Raw genomic sequence first — 15,152 nt, 5'->3', positions numbered from 1 at the left:
TGCGATACCCGAATGTCGACGGCGATACCAGCGCCGTCTATGACCGATGGGTTGCGGTCGCCCAGCAGAAGGGCCACATTTGGCGCTCGGAACGTCGCAACTGCACCGGTTCGTCCAAGAAATGGTCGCCCCCTTCGAAATCCGCCCCTTCACCGAAGTCCTTGGCGCCGAAGTGCTCGGCTTCGACATGCGCGCGCCGCTCGACGATGCTGAGTTCGAGACGATCCGTCAGGCGTTCGACCGCCATTCGGTCCTGGTGTTCCGCGACCAGCAGCAGCTCGACCCGGTCTCGCACATTGCCTTCAGCCGGCGCTTCGGCACGCTCGAGATTCATGTCCAGAAGAAGTTCCTCCTGGAAAATCATCCGGAGATCCTGATCGTCTCGAATGAATTCCGGAATGGCGAGCCGATCGGCCTCGTCGATGCCGGCAAATACTGGCATTCAGACCTGAGCTACAAGCCCGAGCCCAGCATGGGCTCGCTGCTTCATTCGCGCATTCTTCCGGCGGCGGGCGGCGACACGCTGTTCGCAACCCAGCATGCCGCCTACGACACGCTGCCGGCGGCGATGCAGGCGAAGCTCGACCGGCTGACCGCCGAGCACAGCTACCTCGCGCGCAACGAGGCGCAGCGTGCCAAGAGCACACTCCGTCCGGACCTGACCGAGGCGCAGAAACAGACCGTGCTGCCGGCGATCCATCCGGTCGTGCGCGTGCATCCGGGCACGAAGCGCAAGGCGCTGTTCGTGAGCGAGGGCTTCACCACCCGCATCATCGAGCTGCCCGAGGACGAGAGCCGCGACCTTTTGTCCGAGATCTACCGGCACCAGACCCAGGACGCCTTCATCTACCGGCACCACTGGGAAGACGGCGACCTCGTCATGTGGGACAACCGCGCGGTCATGCATCTCGCGACCGGCTGCCCGCCCGACATGGCACGCACGCTCTACCGCACGACGATCAAGGGCGACGTGCCCGTCGGACCCGCACGATGAGCAAGACCGCCCTGGTCGTCATCGACGTGCAGGAAGCGATGTTCCTGCAGCCGAGCCAGCCCGATGACGGCGCCGCGGTGGTTGGCCGCATCGCGGGCCTGCTCGAGCGCGCCCGCGCCGAGGGCGTACCGGTCTATTACGTCCAGCATAACGATGCCGGCGACCCGGATTTCGCGCGCGGCTCCGTCGGCTGGCAGATCCACGCGCCGATCGCGCCCAAGCCGGGCGAGCCGGTCGTGGAGAAAACCCACCCGAGCGCGTTCCACGACACGGACTTCGACGCGATCCTGAAGCGCGCCGGCATCGATCGCCTGGTGATCTGCGGCATGCAGTCGGAATATTGTGTCGATTCGACCTGCCGCGCCGCCTTCGGCCTCCACTACAAGGTTGCGCTCGTGTCGGATGCGCACACGACCTTCGACTCGCCGGTGCTGTCTGGGGCCCAGATCCGCCAGCATCACAACCAGACGCTCGGCGGCAGCTTCGTCCGCTGCGTGCCGGCGGCCGAGGTCGCGTTCTAGCGACTGCTCAGGCCGGAACCGGCACGGCAAACCGCCGTTCCGGCCGCATGGTGAAGGCGAGCATGGCGCCCGCCACCATCAGGACCATGGAGCAGAGGAACGGCAAATCCCAGTTGCCGGTGCGGTCGATGAGCCAGCCGCCGATGACGGGCGAGACGATTGCGGCCAAGGCCGAGCCCGTGTTCATGATGCCGCTCGCCGTGCCGGAAAATTCCGGCGCGATGTCCATCGGGATGGCCCACATCGGCCCGATCGTAAGCTCGGCGAAGAAGAAGCCCGACGCGAGGCAGATGACCGAGACGGTCAGCTCGTGGACGAACAACATCGGCAGCATCGAGGCGAGTGCGCCCAGCATGCCGAGGATCACCATGTCGCGCCGGGCGCGCGTGACGCTGCCGGTCCGGCGCAGCAACCGGTCGCTGAGCCAGCCGCCGAGGCTGTCGCCGAGCACGCCGGCCGCAAAGACGCTGGCCGCAAACAGCGCCGAGCTCGAGAGCTTCATGTTGTAATTGTGCAGGAAGTAGGACGGGATCCAGGAGAGGAACAGCCAGAGCGTCCAGCCGTAGCAGAAATAGACGATCGTGACCGGCGCCATGCGCTTGAAGAGCGGCCCCCAGGGCACCGGCCGCATCTGCCGCTGGGCGCCGTAGGGCGGCAGCCGGTCGAGCTCCTCACGCGTGATCGCCGGATGGCTGCGTGGGTCGTCGCGGAAATAGAACTGCCAGATCACGACCCAGACGAAGCTCGCGATGCCGAGCACGATGAACGAGCCGCGCCAGCTGGTAAACGCGATCAGCGCCGCCACCATCGGCGGCGTCAGCGTGTTGCCGAAGCGCGAGAAAGCATGCGTGATGCCTTGGGCCCAGCCGCGGTCCTCGGGCGCCGTCCAGTTGGCCATGGCACGCGTCGCCGTGGGGAAAGTCGCTCCCTCGCCAAAGCCCAGGAAGAAGCGGGCGATGATCAGGCTCATGAAGCCGCCGGCCAGGCCCGTTGCGATCGTGGCGCCGGCCCAGATAAGCGCGCAGACCGCGAGCGTGCGGCGCGCGCCGAACCGGTCGCTGAGCCAGCCGCCGAAAACCTGGAACAGAAGATAGGGATAGGCGAAGGCGGAGAAGACGAAGCCCACCTGCGTGTTGCTGAGGCCCAGCTCGCCCCTGAACGCATCGGCCGCCGTGCTGACGTTCACCCGGTCGACATAGGTGATGAAATACATGAGGCACAGCAGGGCCAAGACCCCGCGCGTGGCACCGATCCGCGATCCGGCCATTCCCGTTCCTCCCTTGGTATTGTCGATCTTTTGCTGGACTGTCGGGCGCCTGGCGGGCGCCTGGCGGGCGCTTGGCCTCAGCCGTCGACGAGCGTCTCCTTGAGGTAGTTGAGCGCCGTCGCGACGCCGCCGGACTGGTGCGGCACGTGGCCCAAGGCCAGGCCCATCTCGACGCCGGCCAAGGTGCCAGCCAGCATCAGGTCGTTGAAGTGCCCAAGATGGCCGATGCGGAAGATCCGGCCCTTGAGCTTGCCCAGGCCCTGGCCCAGCGACATGTCGAGCTTGTCGAGGATGACCTCGCGCAGCTTGTCGGCATCGTGGCCGTCCGGCATCAGCACGCCGGTCAAGACCGGCGACTGCTCGGCCGCGTTCACCGCCAGCACCTCAAGCCCCCAGGCGCGCACCGCCCGCCGCGTCGCCTCGCCATGGCGGCGATGGCGGGCGAAGACCTGGTCGAGCCCTTCCTCCTGCAGCATCTTCAGGGACTCACGCAGCCCATAGAGCAGCGTCGTCGCCGGTGTATAGGGGAAGAAGCCTTGCGCGTTCGGCGCCAGCATCTCCTCCCACCGCCAATAGGAGCGCGGCATCCGGTTCGCCTTGGATGCGGCGAGCGCCTTGCCTGAGATCGCGTTGAACGACAGGCCCGGCGGCAGCATCAGGCCCTTCTGCGACCCGGACACGGTCACATCGACGCCCCATTCCTCGTGCCGATAATCGATCGAGCCCAAGGACGAGATCGTGTCGACCATGAGGAGCGCCGGATGCGACGCCCGGTCGATCGCCCGGCGCACGGCCGCGATGTCGCTGGTGACGCCGGTCGAAGTCTCGTTATGGACGACCATCACCGCCTTGAAGCGATGCTGCTTGTCCTCCGCAAGCCGAGCCTCGACCTCAGCCGCATCGACGCCGCGGCGCCAGTCGGTCGCGAAGAACTCGACCTCGATGCCGAGCCGCTCGGCCATCGCCTTCCACAACGTCGCGAAATGGCCGGTCTCGACCATTAGCACCGCATCGCCGGGTGTCAGCGTGTTGACGATCGCGGCCTCCCAGGCCCCTGTGCCGGACGCTGGATAGATGATGACGGGCCCCGAGGTCTTGAACACGGCGCGGCAGCCGGCGAGCACCTCGCGGCCCAAGGCCTGGAATTCCGGCCCCCGGTGATCCAGCACCGGCATGTCCATGGCCCGGAGCACGCGGTCCGGCACGGTGCTGGGACCCGGGATCTGGAGAAAATGACGGCCGGTGTGGAGGGTCATGGCGCGCGTCCTCGATTGCATGCAATCCAGGACCGCACTCTTTCATGCCCAGAAAAGCACGGCAAGTGACGAATCCGTTTTGCATGCAATTTTGCGGGAGCGAGAAACGCGTGCTACCATGGCACCCATGAGCGAACTTGAGCCGCCCCTGCCCCCGCCCGGTCACAGCCTGACCCTGCATGACGGGCTGCTCGGCCGCCTGCGCGACATGATCATCGAGGGCGAGTGGGCGCCCGGCACGCGGCTGCGCGAGCGGGAGCTGACGGAGTGGCTGGGCGTGTCGCGCACGCCATTGCGCGAGGCGCTCAAGGTGCTGGCCGCCGAACGGCTGATCGAGCTTACGCCCAATCGCGGGGCGCGCGTGGCGAGCCTTGGCGAGGCGGAGATCCGCCACATGTTCGAGCTCATGGGCGCGCTCGAGGCGCTGGCCGGCCGGCTCGCGGCCGAGCGCGTGTCCGAGGCCGACCTGCTCGAGCTCAACGCCATGCACCTGCAGATGCGGGCGCATTACGTCCGGCGCGACCTGCCGGCCTATTTCCGGCTGAACCAGGCGATCCACCGGCGCATCGTCGCGGCCGCGGGCAACCCGCTCCTGGCCCAGTCCTATGACCAGCTGGCCGGCCGCATCCGCCGGCCGCGCTTTCTCGCCAGCCAATGGAGCCCGGAGCGCTGGGCCCAGGCGGTCGAGGAGCACGAGGCGATCATGGTGGCCTTGACCCGGCGTGACGGCGCGCTCTTGGCCCAGCTGCTCGAGGCGCATCTCGCCCACAAGGCCGAAGCGCTGCTCGCCCATCTGACGCCCGACGCGGTCGAACAGGCGGTCTGAGGGCTGGGCGCTATGCGCCGGCGCCGCGCGAACGATCCCTGATAAAGACCGGCAGATCGGTGACCGGCGCCCGTGCCGGGATTTGCCTGAGGAGATCCGCGACGAAGCCCCGGTGGTAGCTCGTGTGGTTGACCACATGGAGCAGTATCTCGGCCCGGGTCATGCGGCCCGATCCGCCATCAACGAAGGTGAAATCGACCGGCTCGTCCGCCCCATCCGCCGACAGCCTGTCGCCGATCGACACATACCAGTCGTCAAGCGCGCGCTGCCAAGCCGCGAGCTCGCCGAGTTGGGGCGTTTCCGGCGAGACGCGAGCCTCATAGCCATGCGGCCGGCCTTCCAGATGCGCCTGGAAGATCCGGCCGACCACATAGACGTGATCGAGTGTCCGCAGGATGGAGGAGAAGACGGTCTGGCGCGGCTTTTCGGCCTCGCCCTCCGGCAGGGCGGCGACCGCCTCGAAGATCAGGCCGTTCGCCCAGCGATTGTACCGCGTCAGCATGGCGAGGAGATTGTTCGGCATCGGACAGGCCTTTGAAACTGTTCGGCAACGGAAGGCCCGATCCTAGAGGGCGGAGACGCGATCTGCTTTCGGTACCAGGTCGAATTCTGTAGAATCCGGGCCATGCGCGACACGCCGCTCGATCCCTACGAAGACCTGCCGCGGGACGTGGTGGTGACGGCCAATGATTATCCGGCGCGCTTCGTCTATCCCGTCCACGCCCATCGCCGCGGCCAGTTCGCTTTCGCCGCGACGGGCGTCGCCTCGGTGGTGACGGAGAGCGGCAATTGGGTCGTCCCGCCGGGGCGAGGCTTCTGGGTGCCCGCCGGCGTATCTCATTCCATGCGGATGTCCGGCCCAGTCACCATGTTGAATGCTTTCATCCGGCCGGAAGCGGCGGGCGCTGCCCGGTTGCCGACGGAGTGTCAGGTGCTGGGTGTCTCACCGCTGCTGCGCGACCTATTGGTGGAGGCCACCGACGTCGAGCCGGTCTATGCAGAAGATCAGCGCGCGGGGCGGATTATGGCCTTGCTGCTGGATGAGATCGCCGCAATGCGCCCGCTCGGGCTCAATGCGCCGCTGCCGGCCGAGCCGCGCCTCGCCCGGCTCTGCCGCGCCGTGCTCGACGAGCCCAGCCTGGAGGTCGACATCGACGAGATGGCGCGCCGCGCCGGCATGAGCCGCCGCAGCTTCACACGGGCGTTCCGGCGGGAGACCGGCACCAGCTTCGCGCTCTGGCGCCAGCAGGCCTGCCTGCTCTCCGCCATCGTGCGCCTGGGCGAGGGGGAGCAGGTCACCCAGATTGCCCTCGACCTGGGTTATGGCAGCACCAGCGCCTTCTCGGCCGCTTTCCGGCGCGTTCTGGGGGCGTCGCCGAGCCGGTATCTCAAGCGCGTTGCAGATCGCTAGAGCAGGCCGTCTCGCAGGGCCAGCTAACGCGGATCGTCGTGCGGCTGCGGGACCGCGGCCGACTGGGGCGCGGTCTCGGGCGTGCCGCGCAGATCGGCGCCATGGCGCGCCAGGGCGAGGCGGGCATGCATCATGCCGAGCCGCCCCTTGAACACGATCTCGACCGGCACCGGCGGCTCGCCCGGCAGCACGGGCGCCAGCCAGAACTCGGCTTCGTTGCCCGACATGTATCTCGACGTGTCGGTCGGATAGCCGCCAATCCGGTCGAGATCCAGATGGCAATGGTGCGCCGGGCCGGCATAGAAGCCGACACCCTCGGGCGTCACGACCTCCATGCCGCGGTCGCTCGTGCGCAGATCGAAGCGCCGGCGCCCATCGAAGATGTGCATGTCCCGCGTGCAGGCCTCGTTCCGGCCAAGGGCCGCGGCGAAATCCAGGAGAGCCGTCAGGATGTCCCGGGTGCCGGGAATGGAGGCAGGCGGAACCGGCGTCACTTCATCGCCGTCGCTGCCGGGCATGGGCTCTGCGACCCAGTTCGTCGGTCCGTTGGAGCCGTATTGGATGTGCGATTGCCGCTCGCCCTCGTTGCCATCGGAATGGCTGATGAACACCTCCGGCACGGGCGTGCCGTCCGGCCGCAGGCGCCCCTCGCTCGAGGAGGCGACGGAACCGTGGCCGAACAGGCTCATCATGCCGCGCGTCCGGCCGGAGAAATCCATGGCGTAGCGATCGCCGGTCGTCCGCACCTCCAGCTCGAAGCTCATGACGGTAAGGCCACCGAGGCTCAGATCGTAGGCAAGGTCGAACGGCACCGCGTCGCTGGCCAATGCGGGCGTGCCGGCAAATCCAGCCAGCAGGAGGCCGGCCCCGGCCCAACCCGTGGCGCCCCAGTTCGGGACGCTCCAGTTCGGGACGCTCCAGTTCGGGACACTCCAGTTCGGGACGCTCCAGCCCGCGACGCTCCGTGCCATCATTCCCATGCAGCGGCTCCCTCGAGCGATCCGGGTCCCATGCTCCCTTGGACCATGTCCCGCATGCGACGCAGCCCCGCTTCTCCGCCGGCGCCATCGGCGCTTGACAGGAACGGCACCCGCCGCCTAAAACCCGCAACCGTTACGAGGATGGGCGCGTAGCTCAGCGGTAGTAGCACTTGCTTCACACGCAAGGGGTCACAGGTTCAAATCCTGTCGCGCCCACCATCCTCGTCCTCCTCCCCCGTTCGAGTCCTTGCCGGCGCGTCAGGCCCAAGTGCCTGTTCCGGCCGAAGTTTCGTTCCGATACGGCGGCACCCGGCCGAGCAAGCGGCCGGAACCTTAAATTCTAAACGCCTGATCCCCTGTCGAGATCCAGGCCAACCCGCGCCACTTGGTTGTAAAACTGACGCAGCTCCGCGGGGACTCTGCAGCGCACGATCCTGGAGGTTGTCTACTGGCAGACGAGGATCGTGCCATGCCTCTCGATCTACTTTCAGACCCCGTGCGCTTTACCGAAGAGCTACGCGTTCAATACGGCGACAAACGCGAGATCGGCCTCTTTCTACTGCAAGGAGATCGCGCGCTCAGTGAAATGGGGCTGCGGCTCTACATCTCCCATGATTTGCGCAGACTTTACCAGGTCAATCGCCGGCATTTGGACAGCTGGGCGCCCTTGATGCCGGTGTTCCATCCGGACAAGAACGACATTCAACCACAAGGCGCCTTCATGTTCGAGCTGCGTAATGACGCGGGCGAGATCGTCGCGACCCAGGTCTCGCGGCTGCTCGACCTCGCCGGCACGAACCTCAAGACCGAAATGGAGCAGTTGCGGCTGTTTTACCGCGATCCGGCCAGGCAGGCCGGACCGGCGGAGCGAATCGAGGTGACCGCGCCCAAGGCGCCCGAGATCACCGGCCGCGTGGCACTGTCAGGCGGGCTCTGGTACCGGCCTGACTGGCGCGGCAAGGGCATCTCCCGCGTCATGCCGCGCATGACCCGGACCTTCGCCTATACGAGCTGGGACACGGACTATGTGATCTCGTTCGTCGAGCAGGGGCCGGTCGACCACGGCATCCTGAACCAATACGGGCTGCCCGGCTCGGAGCCATGGGTCAAGATCCGCGACAGCTACAAGCCGGAGACCGACCTGCTGCTGACTTGGCGCCACAAGCCGGACATTGCGGCCGACGTGGCCGTTTATCTCGCCGACCTCAACGCCCGGCGCGAGCGGTTGAGGGACGTGCCGGATACCCAGAAGTCGCCCGCCGAGGTGCGCCAGGGCAGCAGCAGGCGCTCATAACGCGACACGAGCGATGGCCCGTTCGGCGGCCGGATGACGGCCTCGATCAGGTCCAGACGGGCGGCGGCGCTGCGGACGACCTCGTAATAGGGCTTCGCCGCCCAATGACCAAAGGTGCTGTCCGGCTGGTCGGACAGGTCGCGGCCGATGAGCTGGGCGCTTTCGCTCGCCGAATAGCACACGATGTTGCTGGGCCAGGACCGGATGATCGCCTGGTCCTTGCCCTCGAGGTTGACCAGCAGGTGACCGCCGTCGAACGCGCCGATGCGCCGCAACGGTTCGAGGTCGGAGGGCAGCTGGCCGCGATGGCGGACCCAGGCAGCGAAGGTCTCGGCCAGGCGCCGGCGCTTGCCGTGGCGCAGGCGCCCGAGGTCGAGCGTCTCGAGGATGTAGCTGTCGCGCGGCCGCTCGCCAGGCGTCGTCCCGCGCAGGAAATCGAGGCGCGCGATGATGTCGTTGATGTTATGCAGCACCTCGGCCGGCTCGCCCTCGGCCTCATGCTCGATCACGAGCCGTTCGATCCGATGCTCGAACACGAGCCGGACCACCCGCTCGAAGCAGGCCGTGGTGAAGAGATCGGCCCGGAGCTTGAGCCGCGCCCCGTTTGTCTCCAGCTTGAACCAGACGAAGCCCAGATTTCGGATCGCGTAGGCCGACAGATCAAAATCGGCCCGCGGATAGTCCAGGTGCCAGCGCAGCTCCCCCGGACGCGCGTCCAGAATCTGCCCGGTATCGGAGACAAACACGCCCGATTTCAACATTGCAGAAGCATCCGCCGCAAAAAGGTTCTGTTCCATTTCTATCGCACGAATCGGCAGCCGTACGGAACAAGATTTGCCGGTCGGCCGCGCAGGCTTCGCACTGGACAACGGGCCACCGGCGGGTCGAAGATTGCATAAAATGGGCGATAAAATAGGCCCTTCGATGACCCACGAACGCTACGCTTCCGTCCTGACGTTGGTACGCTGCCTTGCTGGCGCGAGCCCGCTCGACGATCGCGACGCGGTGCTCGACGAGGCGTTCGCCCAGCTGCATCGGACGACCTCGCCGGTCGAGGCGGACCGGCTCGACCGGCTGATCTGGCAGCGCTGGGGCAGCGCCGGCAATCGCGCCGCCCGCCGATTGCTGGGTGACGCGTCCAAGTCGCTCGCCGTCGGCGACGAAGCGACGGCACTCGCCCTCCTCGATCAGGCGATCCTGGAGGACCCGGATTTCCCCGAAGCCTGGAACCGGCGTGCGACCATCCTGTTCATGCTCGGCCGCCACGACCGATCGATCGCCGATATCGAGCGCGTGCTGGTGCTCGAACCGCGGCACTACGGCGCGCTTGCCGGCCTGGGGCAGATCCTGCTGCAGGCGGAGGCCTGGGGCGAGGCGCTTCTGGTGTTCGAGGCGGCGCTCGCCATCAATCCCCACCTGGAAAGCGTCCGCCGCCTGGTCCGCCGCCTGCGGCGGCTCGATGGCGGCGCCGCTCGCCCGACCCCGCTTCTCGACCAGCCGCCTTGAGGCCTGATACCTCACACCTGAAACTGCCGTCCCGGCCGAACGCCCTCACGACAACGGAAAGGTTCGCTGCATGCTGAACGAATTCAAGAAATTCGCGATACGCGGCAACGTGATCGACCTCGCGGTCGGCATCATCATCGGCACGGCCTTCACGGCGATCGTCACCTCGCTCGTCAACGACGTGCTGATGCCGCCGCTCGGCCTCATCATCGGCGGCATTGATTTCTCGGATTTCTTCGTCACGCTCAAGGGCGGCGGCCACGAGACGCTCGCGGCGGCGAAAGCGGCCGGCGACGTTACGATCAACTACGGCCTGTTCCTGAATTCGATCATCAAATTCATCATCGTCGCCTTCGCCGTATTCCTGCTGGTGCGCTATATCAACAAGCTCGCCGGCCCCAAGGACACGGCCCCGCCCCCGCCGTCCAAGAGCGAACTGCTGCTGGCGGAGATCCGCGATCTTCTGAAGCAGCGCCCGGTCTGAGCCCGCGCTGCCAAATCAGTTGGGCGCCTGCAGCCGCAGGCGATCGAGCGCCTGCTGGGTCGTAAGCGCGTTGGTATCGGATCCGGGCTGCGGCGGCTCAGTCGCAAGCTCGCGTTGATGCGACTGGAGCTCGGTCCGATAGAGCGACTGCTTCTGCTGGTCGACCGGATTGTTCGCGGCCGGCGCCGGCGGATAGGCCATAGGCTGCGGCACCGGCGGCGTGAACGACGGCGGCGGAGGCAGGAAGACGGGCGGCAGCACGCCCGGCCGCCCCACCGGATCGGCGAGCGCCGGACCGGCAACGGCCACGACGCCCAGCAGGAAGAGGATCGCTGGTCTCATCTTATCGAGATGGGGCCGATCCTGCCGGCCGCCAATATCAAGTCCTCCGCGTCAGAGCGGCGCGGTCTCGACAAGGGCTCAGATCCTTCCGTTATCTCGATCAATGATTTCGGCTATCTGATCAAATCATTTTTCATGATGCATCGCGAGCACTAAGTCTGATCCACATACCGGACGAGGAAGGGACATCGCCATGGCGACCGAATTCACCCGTTGGCTCGGCATCGATCATCCGATCATTCAGGCGCCCATGGCCGGCGCCGGCTCGACGCCGGCGATGACGGCCGCCGTATCGGCTGCGGGCGGGCTGGGGTCGATCGGCGCCGCCTATCTCAGTCTCGACGCACTCGCGGCTGAAGTGGCCGAGGTCCGCAGCCGGACCGATCGCCCGTTCGCGATCAACCTCTTTGCCCGCAGCGAGAGTGCGCCCGGCGCCGCCGACCCGGCGCCCATGCTGGCGCTGATCGCCCGGCATCACGAGGCGCTCGGGATCGAGCCGCCGGTGCTGCCGTCGATGCCGCCCGATCCGCTCGACAGTCAGCTGGCGGCGATGCTCGTTCATCAGCCGGCCGTGGTCAGCTTCACCATGGGCGCGCTGCCGGCCGCAGACGTTGCGCGGCTCAAGGCCGCCGGCATCAAGACCATGGGCACGGCGACCACCGTGGCCGAGGCGAAGGCGCTCGAGGCGAGCGGCGTCGATGCGATCATCGCCCAGGGCAGCGAGGCAGGCGGCCATCGCGGCACGTTCTTCGCCCCCTGGCAGGCGGCGCTGATCGGCACCATGGCGCTCGTGCCGCAGATCGTCGACGCCGTGTCCGTGCCGGTCGTGGCGGCGGGCGGCATCATGGACGGCCGCGGCATCGTCGCGGCAGAGGCGCTGGGGGCGGCCGCCGTGCAGATGGGCACCGCCTTCCTCACCACGACCGAAAGCGGCATCCACGAGGCCTACAAGGCAGCACTCCTCGCCTCCGCCGACACGGCGACCACGGTCACCCTCGCCTTTTCCGGCCGGCCGGCGCGCGGCATGCGCAACCGGTTCCTGACCGAGGTCGAGGCGGTGGCGGACCAGATCCTGTCGTTCCCGCTGCAGAATTCGACGACGCGGCCCATGCGCTCCGCTGCGGCACGTCAAGGCGATATCGAGCGCCTGTCGCTGTGGAGCGGCCAAGCGGCATCGCTCGGCCGCCGCATGGGCTCGGCCGAACTGGTGCGCCGGCTGGTCGACGAAGCCGAGGCAGTGCGCGCCCGCCTGCGGTAACGGTTCGTCGGGCGGTAACGGTTCGACTCGCCATCGTCATTGCGGGCCGCTATAAGGCGCGGGCGGAGGATGAAACGGCCCTTCGCCCGCGCGGTGGCCATGCGCCCCACCCCGCACCTGCCCTTTTTCATAAAAATTTGACGGGCCGCCGGCTTGACAGAGCGGGGGCCGAATCGTATTTGGCTTAGCACTCATCGGGGGAGAGTGCTAACAGCACGCTCCCTGCGATCCTTACATAATGCTTTCGAGGAGCTTCCCCATGAAATTCCGTCCGCTGCACGACCGCGTCGTGGTCAAGCGCATCGAGCAGGAAGAGAAGTCCAAGGGCGGCATCATCATCCCCGACACGGCCAAGGAAAAGCCGCAGGAGGGCGAGGTGGTCGCGGTGGGCCCGGGTGCCCGCGACGAGCAGGGCAAGATCCATGCGCTCGACGTCAAGGCTGGCGACCGGGTTCTGTTCGGCAAGTGGTCCGGCACGGAAATCAAGATCGACGGCGTCGATTATCTGGTCATGAAGGAATCGGACATCGTGGGCGTGATCGCGGGCTAAGTACCGTCGAACCCTCATCGTTTCGTTCGAACACCCATTTCAGGGATTTAAGACATGGCTGCCAAGGAAGTTAAGTTTGCAGGCGACGCGCGCGACAAGATGCTGCGCGGCGTCGACATCCTCGCCAACGCCGTCAAGGTGACCTTGGGCCCGAAGGGCCGCAACGTCGTCATCGACAAGTCGTTCGGCGCACCGCGCATCACCAAGGACGGCGTTACCGTCGCCAAGGAGATCGAGCTCTCGGACAAGTTCGAGAACATGGGCGCGCAGATGGTTCGTGAGGTCGCGTCCAAGACGAACGACCTCGCCGGCGACGGCACCACGACCGCGACCGTGCTGGCCCAGGCGATCGTCAAGGAAGGCGCCAAGGCGGTGGCCGCCGGCATGAATCCGATGGACCTGAAGCGCGGCATCGACATGGCCGTCGAGGCCGTGATCACCACGGTCAAGGCCCAGTCCAAGAAGATCTCGACCAACGAAGAGATCGAGCAGGTCGGCCGCATCTCGGCGAACGGTGATGCGGACATCGCCAAGAAGATCGCCGAGGCGATGGCCAAGGTCGGCAACGAGGGCGTGATCACGGTCGAAGAGGCGAAGAGCCTCGAGACCGAGCTCGACGTCGTCGAGGGCATGCAGTTCGACCGCGGCTACCTGTCGCCGTACTTCGTGACCAACGCCGAGAAGATGGTCGCGGACCTCGAGAACCCGTACATCCTGATCCACGAGAAGAAGCTCTCGGGCCTGCAGGCGCTGCTGCCGGTGCTGGAAGCCGTCGTGCAGTCGGGCCGTCCGCTGCTGATCATCGCCGAGGACGTCGAAGGCGAGGCCTTGGCCACGCTCGTCGTCAACAAGCTGCGCGGTGGCCTCAAGATCGCCGCGGTCAAGGCGCCGGGCTTCGGTGACCGCCGCAAGGCGATGCTGGAAGACATCGCGATCCTGACCGACGGCCAGCTGATCAGCGAAGAGCTGGGCATCAAGCTCGAGAACGTCACGCTCGACATGCTCGGCAAGGCCAAGAAGATCACGATCACCAAGGAAGAGACCACGATCGTCGACGGTGCCGGCGCCAAGGCCGACATCGAAGGCCGCGTCGCCCAGATCCGCGCGCAGATCGAGGAGACGACCTCGGACTACGACCGTGAGAAGCTCCAGGAGCGCCTGGCCAAGCTCGCGGGCGGCGTCGCGGTCATCCGCGTCGGCGGTGCGACCGAGGTCGAGGTCAAGGAGAAGAAGGACCGCGTCGACGACGCGATGCACGCGACCCGTGCGGCGGTCGAGGAAGGCATCGTCCCGGGCGGCGGCGTCACGCTGCTCTACGCCGCCAAGGCGATCGAAAAGCTGAAGCCGGCAAACAACGACCAGCAGGTCGGCATCAACCTGGTGAAGAAGGCGCTGCAGGCGCCGGTTCGCCAGATCGCCGAGAACTCGGGCGTCGACGGCTCGATCATCGTCGGCAAGCTGCTCGACTCGACCGATGTCAACTGGGGCTACGACGCCCAGAAGGGCGAGTTCACCGACATGATCAAGGCCGGCATCATCGATCCGACCAAGGTCGTGCGCGTGGCGCTCCAGGACGCGGCCTCGGTCGCCGGCCTGCTCATCACCACCGAGGCGATGATTGCCGACAAGCCGGAGAAGAAGGCCCCGCCGATGCCGGGTGGCGACATGGGCGGCATGGGCGGCATGGACTTCTAAGTCCAACGTCCAAGACGAACCAAGGAGCGATCCGTTTCGCTGGCGGAACGGATCGCTCCGACGGAAAGCGGACGCCGCGGGGCCTAGCCTTGCGGCGTTCTGCATTTTGGCACCCCCTACCCTTGTAGGATGGCCCCGGCGTCACGATTTGGTTCGGGGAGACCGCGACACCTCACCCGCCTGCCCCAGAGTTCTCGATGCCGCTTCTCGCCCGCCTGCGCGATCTCCTCCTGCACCTGCTGACGCCGTTCGCGGCGGCCCTGTTCCTGCTCGAGGATCTGCTGATCCGCCGGCTGGGCCGGCTCCTGGGCCGCCTTGCCGCCTTGCCGCCCGTGGCACGCGCCGAGGCCTGGGCCGCGGGCCTGCCACCTTATGGCGCCCTGGCGCTGTTCCTCGTGCCGTCGATGCTGATCCTGCCCGAGAAGCTGCTGATCATCCTGTTCCTGCACCGCCATCACTATTGGCTCGCGCTTGCGACTCTCGTCGGCGCCAAGCTGTTCGCGACCGCCGCCATCGGCCGCATCCTGTCGGTGTGCCATCCGAGCCTGTCGCAGCTCGCCTGGTTCCGGCGCGCCGACCAGTGGGTCCGCACGACCCGCGACCGTATCCACGACGCGATCCGGCGCACGGCCATCTGGCGCGCGGGCGAGCGGCTCAAGCGGCGCGTCGCCGCGTGGAACCCATTCGCCGAGCTGCGCGGCCGGCTCAGAGGCGGACGGCCGCTCTGACCGCTGCTTCCCGTCGTCATTCTCTCTAAAGAGCCATCGA

General features: G+C 66.9%; 18 protein-coding genes and 1 tRNA gene. 13 read left to right on the top strand and 6 right to left on the bottom strand.

Features of this window, described 5'->3' with window-relative positions; translation table 11 throughout:
• The first annotated feature begins 121 nt into the window (after positions 1-121).
• Together IEY58_RS15865 and IEY58_RS15860 are read left to right on the top strand one after the other, a co-directional pair.
• Positions 122-994, top strand: coding sequence for a TauD/TfdA dioxygenase family protein (locus IEY58_RS15865; RefSeq protein WP_189047477.1), 873 nt, complete (start codon positions 122-124; stop codon positions 992-994).
• The gene (locus tag IEY58_RS15860; protein WP_189047475.1) at positions 991-1,515 is read left to right on the top strand and encodes a cysteine hydrolase family protein; all 525 of its coding nucleotides are present in this window, start codon (positions 991-993) and stop codon (positions 1,513-1,515) included. Before IEY58_RS15865 ends, IEY58_RS15860 begins: the two co-directional genes overlap by 4 nt.
• A gap of 7 nt (positions 1,516-1,522) precedes the next feature.
• Here IEY58_RS15860 and IEY58_RS15855 read toward each other — a convergent pair whose 3' ends face one another.
• Together IEY58_RS15855 and IEY58_RS15850 are read right to left on the bottom strand one after the other, a co-directional pair.
• Positions 1,523-2,782 carry an MFS transporter gene (locus tag IEY58_RS15855; RefSeq protein WP_189047473.1) on the bottom strand — a complete coding sequence of 420 codons (1,260 nt, stop codon included), beginning with the start codon at positions 2,780-2,782 and terminating at the stop codon, positions 1,523-1,525.
• Positions 2,783-2,859: 77 nt separating this feature from the next.
• Complete coding sequence (locus tag IEY58_RS15850) at positions 2,860-4,038, bottom strand: pyridoxal-phosphate-dependent aminotransferase family protein (protein WP_189047471.1); 1,179 nt, start codon at positions 4,036-4,038, stop codon at positions 2,860-2,862.
• A gap of 127 nt (positions 4,039-4,165) precedes the next feature.
• On the opposite strand from IEY58_RS15850, the gene IEY58_RS15845 reads away from it, so the two are divergent.
• A complete protein-coding gene (locus IEY58_RS15845) occupies positions 4,166-4,864 on the top strand; it encodes a GntR family transcriptional regulator (RefSeq protein WP_189047469.1) in 699 nt (232 codons plus the stop codon).
• Positions 4,865-4,874: 10 nt separating this feature from the next.
• Here IEY58_RS15845 and IEY58_RS15840 read toward each other — a convergent pair whose 3' ends face one another.
• Positions 4,875-5,387: a DinB family protein gene (locus IEY58_RS15840; RefSeq protein ID WP_189047467.1), complete on the bottom strand. Its 513-nt coding sequence runs from the start codon at positions 5,385-5,387 to the stop codon at positions 4,875-4,877.
• Positions 5,388-5,489: 102 nt separating this feature from the next.
• Here IEY58_RS15840 and IEY58_RS15835 point away from each other — a divergent pair, with 102 nt between their 5' ends.
• Positions 5,490-6,275: an AraC family transcriptional regulator gene (locus IEY58_RS15835; RefSeq protein ID WP_189047465.1), complete on the top strand. Its 786-nt coding sequence runs from the start codon at positions 5,490-5,492 to the stop codon at positions 6,273-6,275.
• A gap of 23 nt (positions 6,276-6,298) precedes the next feature.
• On the opposite strand, the gene IEY58_RS15830 is transcribed toward IEY58_RS15835, so the two are convergent.
• Positions 6,299-7,249 carry a DUF3108 domain-containing protein gene (locus IEY58_RS15830; protein WP_189047463.1) on the bottom strand — a complete coding sequence of 317 codons (951 nt, stop codon included), beginning with the start codon at positions 7,247-7,249 and terminating at the stop codon, positions 6,299-6,301.
• Between the two features lie 149 nt (positions 7,250-7,398).
• Here IEY58_RS15830 and IEY58_RS15825 point away from each other — a divergent pair.
• Positions 7,399-7,474 (top strand) — tRNA-Val (locus IEY58_RS15825).
• Positions 7,475-7,724: 250 nt separating this feature from the next.
• Positions 7,725-8,549, top strand: a complete 825-nt coding sequence (locus IEY58_RS15820) for a hypothetical protein (RefSeq protein WP_189047461.1) — start codon at positions 7,725-7,727, stop codon at positions 8,547-8,549.
• On the opposite strand, the gene IEY58_RS15815 is transcribed toward IEY58_RS15820, so the two are convergent.
• Positions 8,447-9,310, bottom strand: a complete 864-nt coding sequence (locus IEY58_RS15815) for a hypothetical protein (protein ID WP_189047460.1) — start codon at positions 9,308-9,310, stop codon at positions 8,447-8,449. The genes IEY58_RS15820 and IEY58_RS15815 overlap by 103 nt on opposite strands.
• 163 nt (positions 9,311-9,473) lie before the next feature.
• On the opposite strand from IEY58_RS15815, the gene IEY58_RS15810 reads away from it, so the two are divergent.
• Positions 9,474-10,055, top strand: coding sequence for a tetratricopeptide repeat protein (locus tag IEY58_RS15810; protein WP_189047458.1), 582 nt, complete (start codon positions 9,474-9,476; stop codon positions 10,053-10,055).
• A gap of 70 nt (positions 10,056-10,125) precedes the next feature.
• Positions 10,126-10,539 carry a large conductance mechanosensitive channel protein MscL gene (gene mscL, locus IEY58_RS15805; RefSeq protein ID WP_189047456.1) on the top strand — a complete coding sequence of 138 codons (414 nt, stop codon included), beginning with the start codon at positions 10,126-10,128 and terminating at the stop codon, positions 10,537-10,539.
• A gap of 15 nt (positions 10,540-10,554) precedes the next feature.
• On the opposite strand, the gene IEY58_RS15800 is transcribed toward mscL, so the two are convergent.
• The gene (locus IEY58_RS15800) at positions 10,555-10,881 is read right to left on the bottom strand and encodes a hypothetical protein (RefSeq protein ID WP_189047454.1); all 327 of its coding nucleotides are present in this window, start codon (positions 10,879-10,881) and stop codon (positions 10,555-10,557) included.
• Between the two features lie 9 nt (positions 10,882-10,890).
• On the opposite strand from IEY58_RS15800, the gene IEY58_RS15795 reads away from it, so the two are divergent.
• The 5 genes from IEY58_RS15795 to IEY58_RS15775 all read left to right on the top strand — a co-directional run bounded on the left by IEY58_RS15795 (position 10,891) and on the right by IEY58_RS15775 (position 15,112).
• The gene (locus tag IEY58_RS15795) at positions 10,891-11,037 is read left to right on the top strand and encodes a hypothetical protein (RefSeq protein ID WP_189047453.1); all 147 of its coding nucleotides are present in this window, start codon (positions 10,891-10,893) and stop codon (positions 11,035-11,037) included.
• A gap of 37 nt (positions 11,038-11,074) precedes the next feature.
• On the top strand, positions 11,075-12,139 hold the full coding sequence (locus IEY58_RS15790) for an NAD(P)H-dependent flavin oxidoreductase (RefSeq protein WP_189047451.1): 1,065 nt from the start codon (positions 11,075-11,077) through the stop codon (positions 12,137-12,139).
• Positions 12,140-12,398: 259 nt separating this feature from the next.
• Positions 12,399-12,689, top strand: coding sequence for a co-chaperone GroES (gene groES, locus IEY58_RS15785; RefSeq protein WP_189047449.1), 291 nt, complete (start codon positions 12,399-12,401; stop codon positions 12,687-12,689).
• Between the two features lie 54 nt (positions 12,690-12,743).
• Entirely contained in the window at positions 12,744-14,384 is a 1,641-nt protein-coding gene (gene groL, locus IEY58_RS15780) for a chaperonin GroEL (RefSeq protein WP_189047447.1), read from the top strand.
• Between the two features lie 197 nt (positions 14,385-14,581).
• Positions 14,582-15,112 carry a hypothetical protein gene (locus tag IEY58_RS15775; RefSeq protein WP_189047445.1) on the top strand — a complete coding sequence of 177 codons (531 nt, stop codon included), beginning with the start codon at positions 14,582-14,584 and terminating at the stop codon, positions 15,110-15,112.
• Positions 15,113-15,152 lie beyond the last annotated feature (40 nt).

This window comes from Aliidongia dinghuensis (genome assembly GCF_014643535.1).
GTDB lineage: Bacteria > Pseudomonadota > Alphaproteobacteria > ATCC43930 > CGMCC-115725 > Aliidongia > Aliidongia dinghuensis.
This window is presented reverse-complemented; position numbering and strand designations above follow the sequence as displayed.

Excerpts from the sequence above, each read along its gene's own strand:
- IEY58_RS15810 (WP_189047458.1), top strand. The coding sequence starts at position 9,474 with ATGACCCACGAACGCTACGCTTCCGTCCTGACGTTGGTACGCTGCCTT.
- IEY58_RS15775 (WP_189047445.1), top strand. The coding sequence starts at position 14,582 with ATGCCGCTTCTCGCCCGCCTGCGCGATCTCCTCCTGCACCTGCTGACG.
- IEY58_RS15855 (WP_189047473.1), bottom strand. The coding sequence starts at position 2,782 with ATGGCCGGATCGCGGATCGGTGCCACGCGCGGGGTCTTGGCCCTGCTG.
- IEY58_RS15865 (WP_189047477.1), top strand. The coding sequence starts at position 122 with ATGGTCGCCCCCTTCGAAATCCGCCCCTTCACCGAAGTCCTTGGCGCC.
- IEY58_RS15835 (WP_189047465.1), top strand. The coding sequence starts at position 5,490 with ATGCGCGACACGCCGCTCGATCCCTACGAAGACCTGCCGCGGGACGTG.
- IEY58_RS15845 (WP_189047469.1), top strand. The coding sequence starts at position 4,166 with ATGAGCGAACTTGAGCCGCCCCTGCCCCCGCCCGGTCACAGCCTGACC.
- groES (WP_189047449.1), top strand. The coding sequence starts at position 12,399 with ATGAAATTCCGTCCGCTGCACGACCGCGTCGTGGTCAAGCGCATCGAG.
- mscL (WP_189047456.1), top strand. The coding sequence starts at position 10,126 with ATGCTGAACGAATTCAAGAAATTCGCGATACGCGGCAACGTGATCGAC.
- IEY58_RS15790 (WP_189047451.1), top strand. The coding sequence starts at position 11,075 with ATGGCGACCGAATTCACCCGTTGGCTCGGCATCGATCATCCGATCATT.
- groL (WP_189047447.1), top strand. The coding sequence starts at position 12,744 with ATGGCTGCCAAGGAAGTTAAGTTTGCAGGCGACGCGCGCGACAAGATG.
- IEY58_RS15850 (WP_189047471.1), bottom strand. The coding sequence starts at position 4,038 with ATGACCCTCCACACCGGCCGTCATTTTCTCCAGATCCCGGGTCCCAGC.
- IEY58_RS15860 (WP_189047475.1), top strand. The coding sequence starts at position 991 with ATGAGCAAGACCGCCCTGGTCGTCATCGACGTGCAGGAAGCGATGTTC.
- IEY58_RS15800 (WP_189047454.1), bottom strand. The coding sequence starts at position 10,881 with ATGAGACCAGCGATCCTCTTCCTGCTGGGCGTCGTGGCCGTTGCCGGT.
- IEY58_RS15840 (WP_189047467.1), bottom strand. The coding sequence starts at position 5,387 with ATGCCGAACAATCTCCTCGCCATGCTGACGCGGTACAATCGCTGGGCG.
- IEY58_RS15815 (WP_189047460.1), bottom strand. The coding sequence starts at position 9,310 with ATGTTGAAATCGGGCGTGTTTGTCTCCGATACCGGGCAGATTCTGGAC.
- IEY58_RS15795 (WP_189047453.1), top strand. The coding sequence starts at position 10,891 with ATGGGGCCGATCCTGCCGGCCGCCAATATCAAGTCCTCCGCGTCAGAG.
- IEY58_RS15830 (WP_189047463.1), bottom strand. The coding sequence starts at position 7,249 with ATGATGGCACGGAGCGTCGCGGGCTGGAGCGTCCCGAACTGGAGTGTC.
- IEY58_RS15820 (WP_189047461.1), top strand. The coding sequence starts at position 7,725 with ATGCCTCTCGATCTACTTTCAGACCCCGTGCGCTTTACCGAAGAGCTA.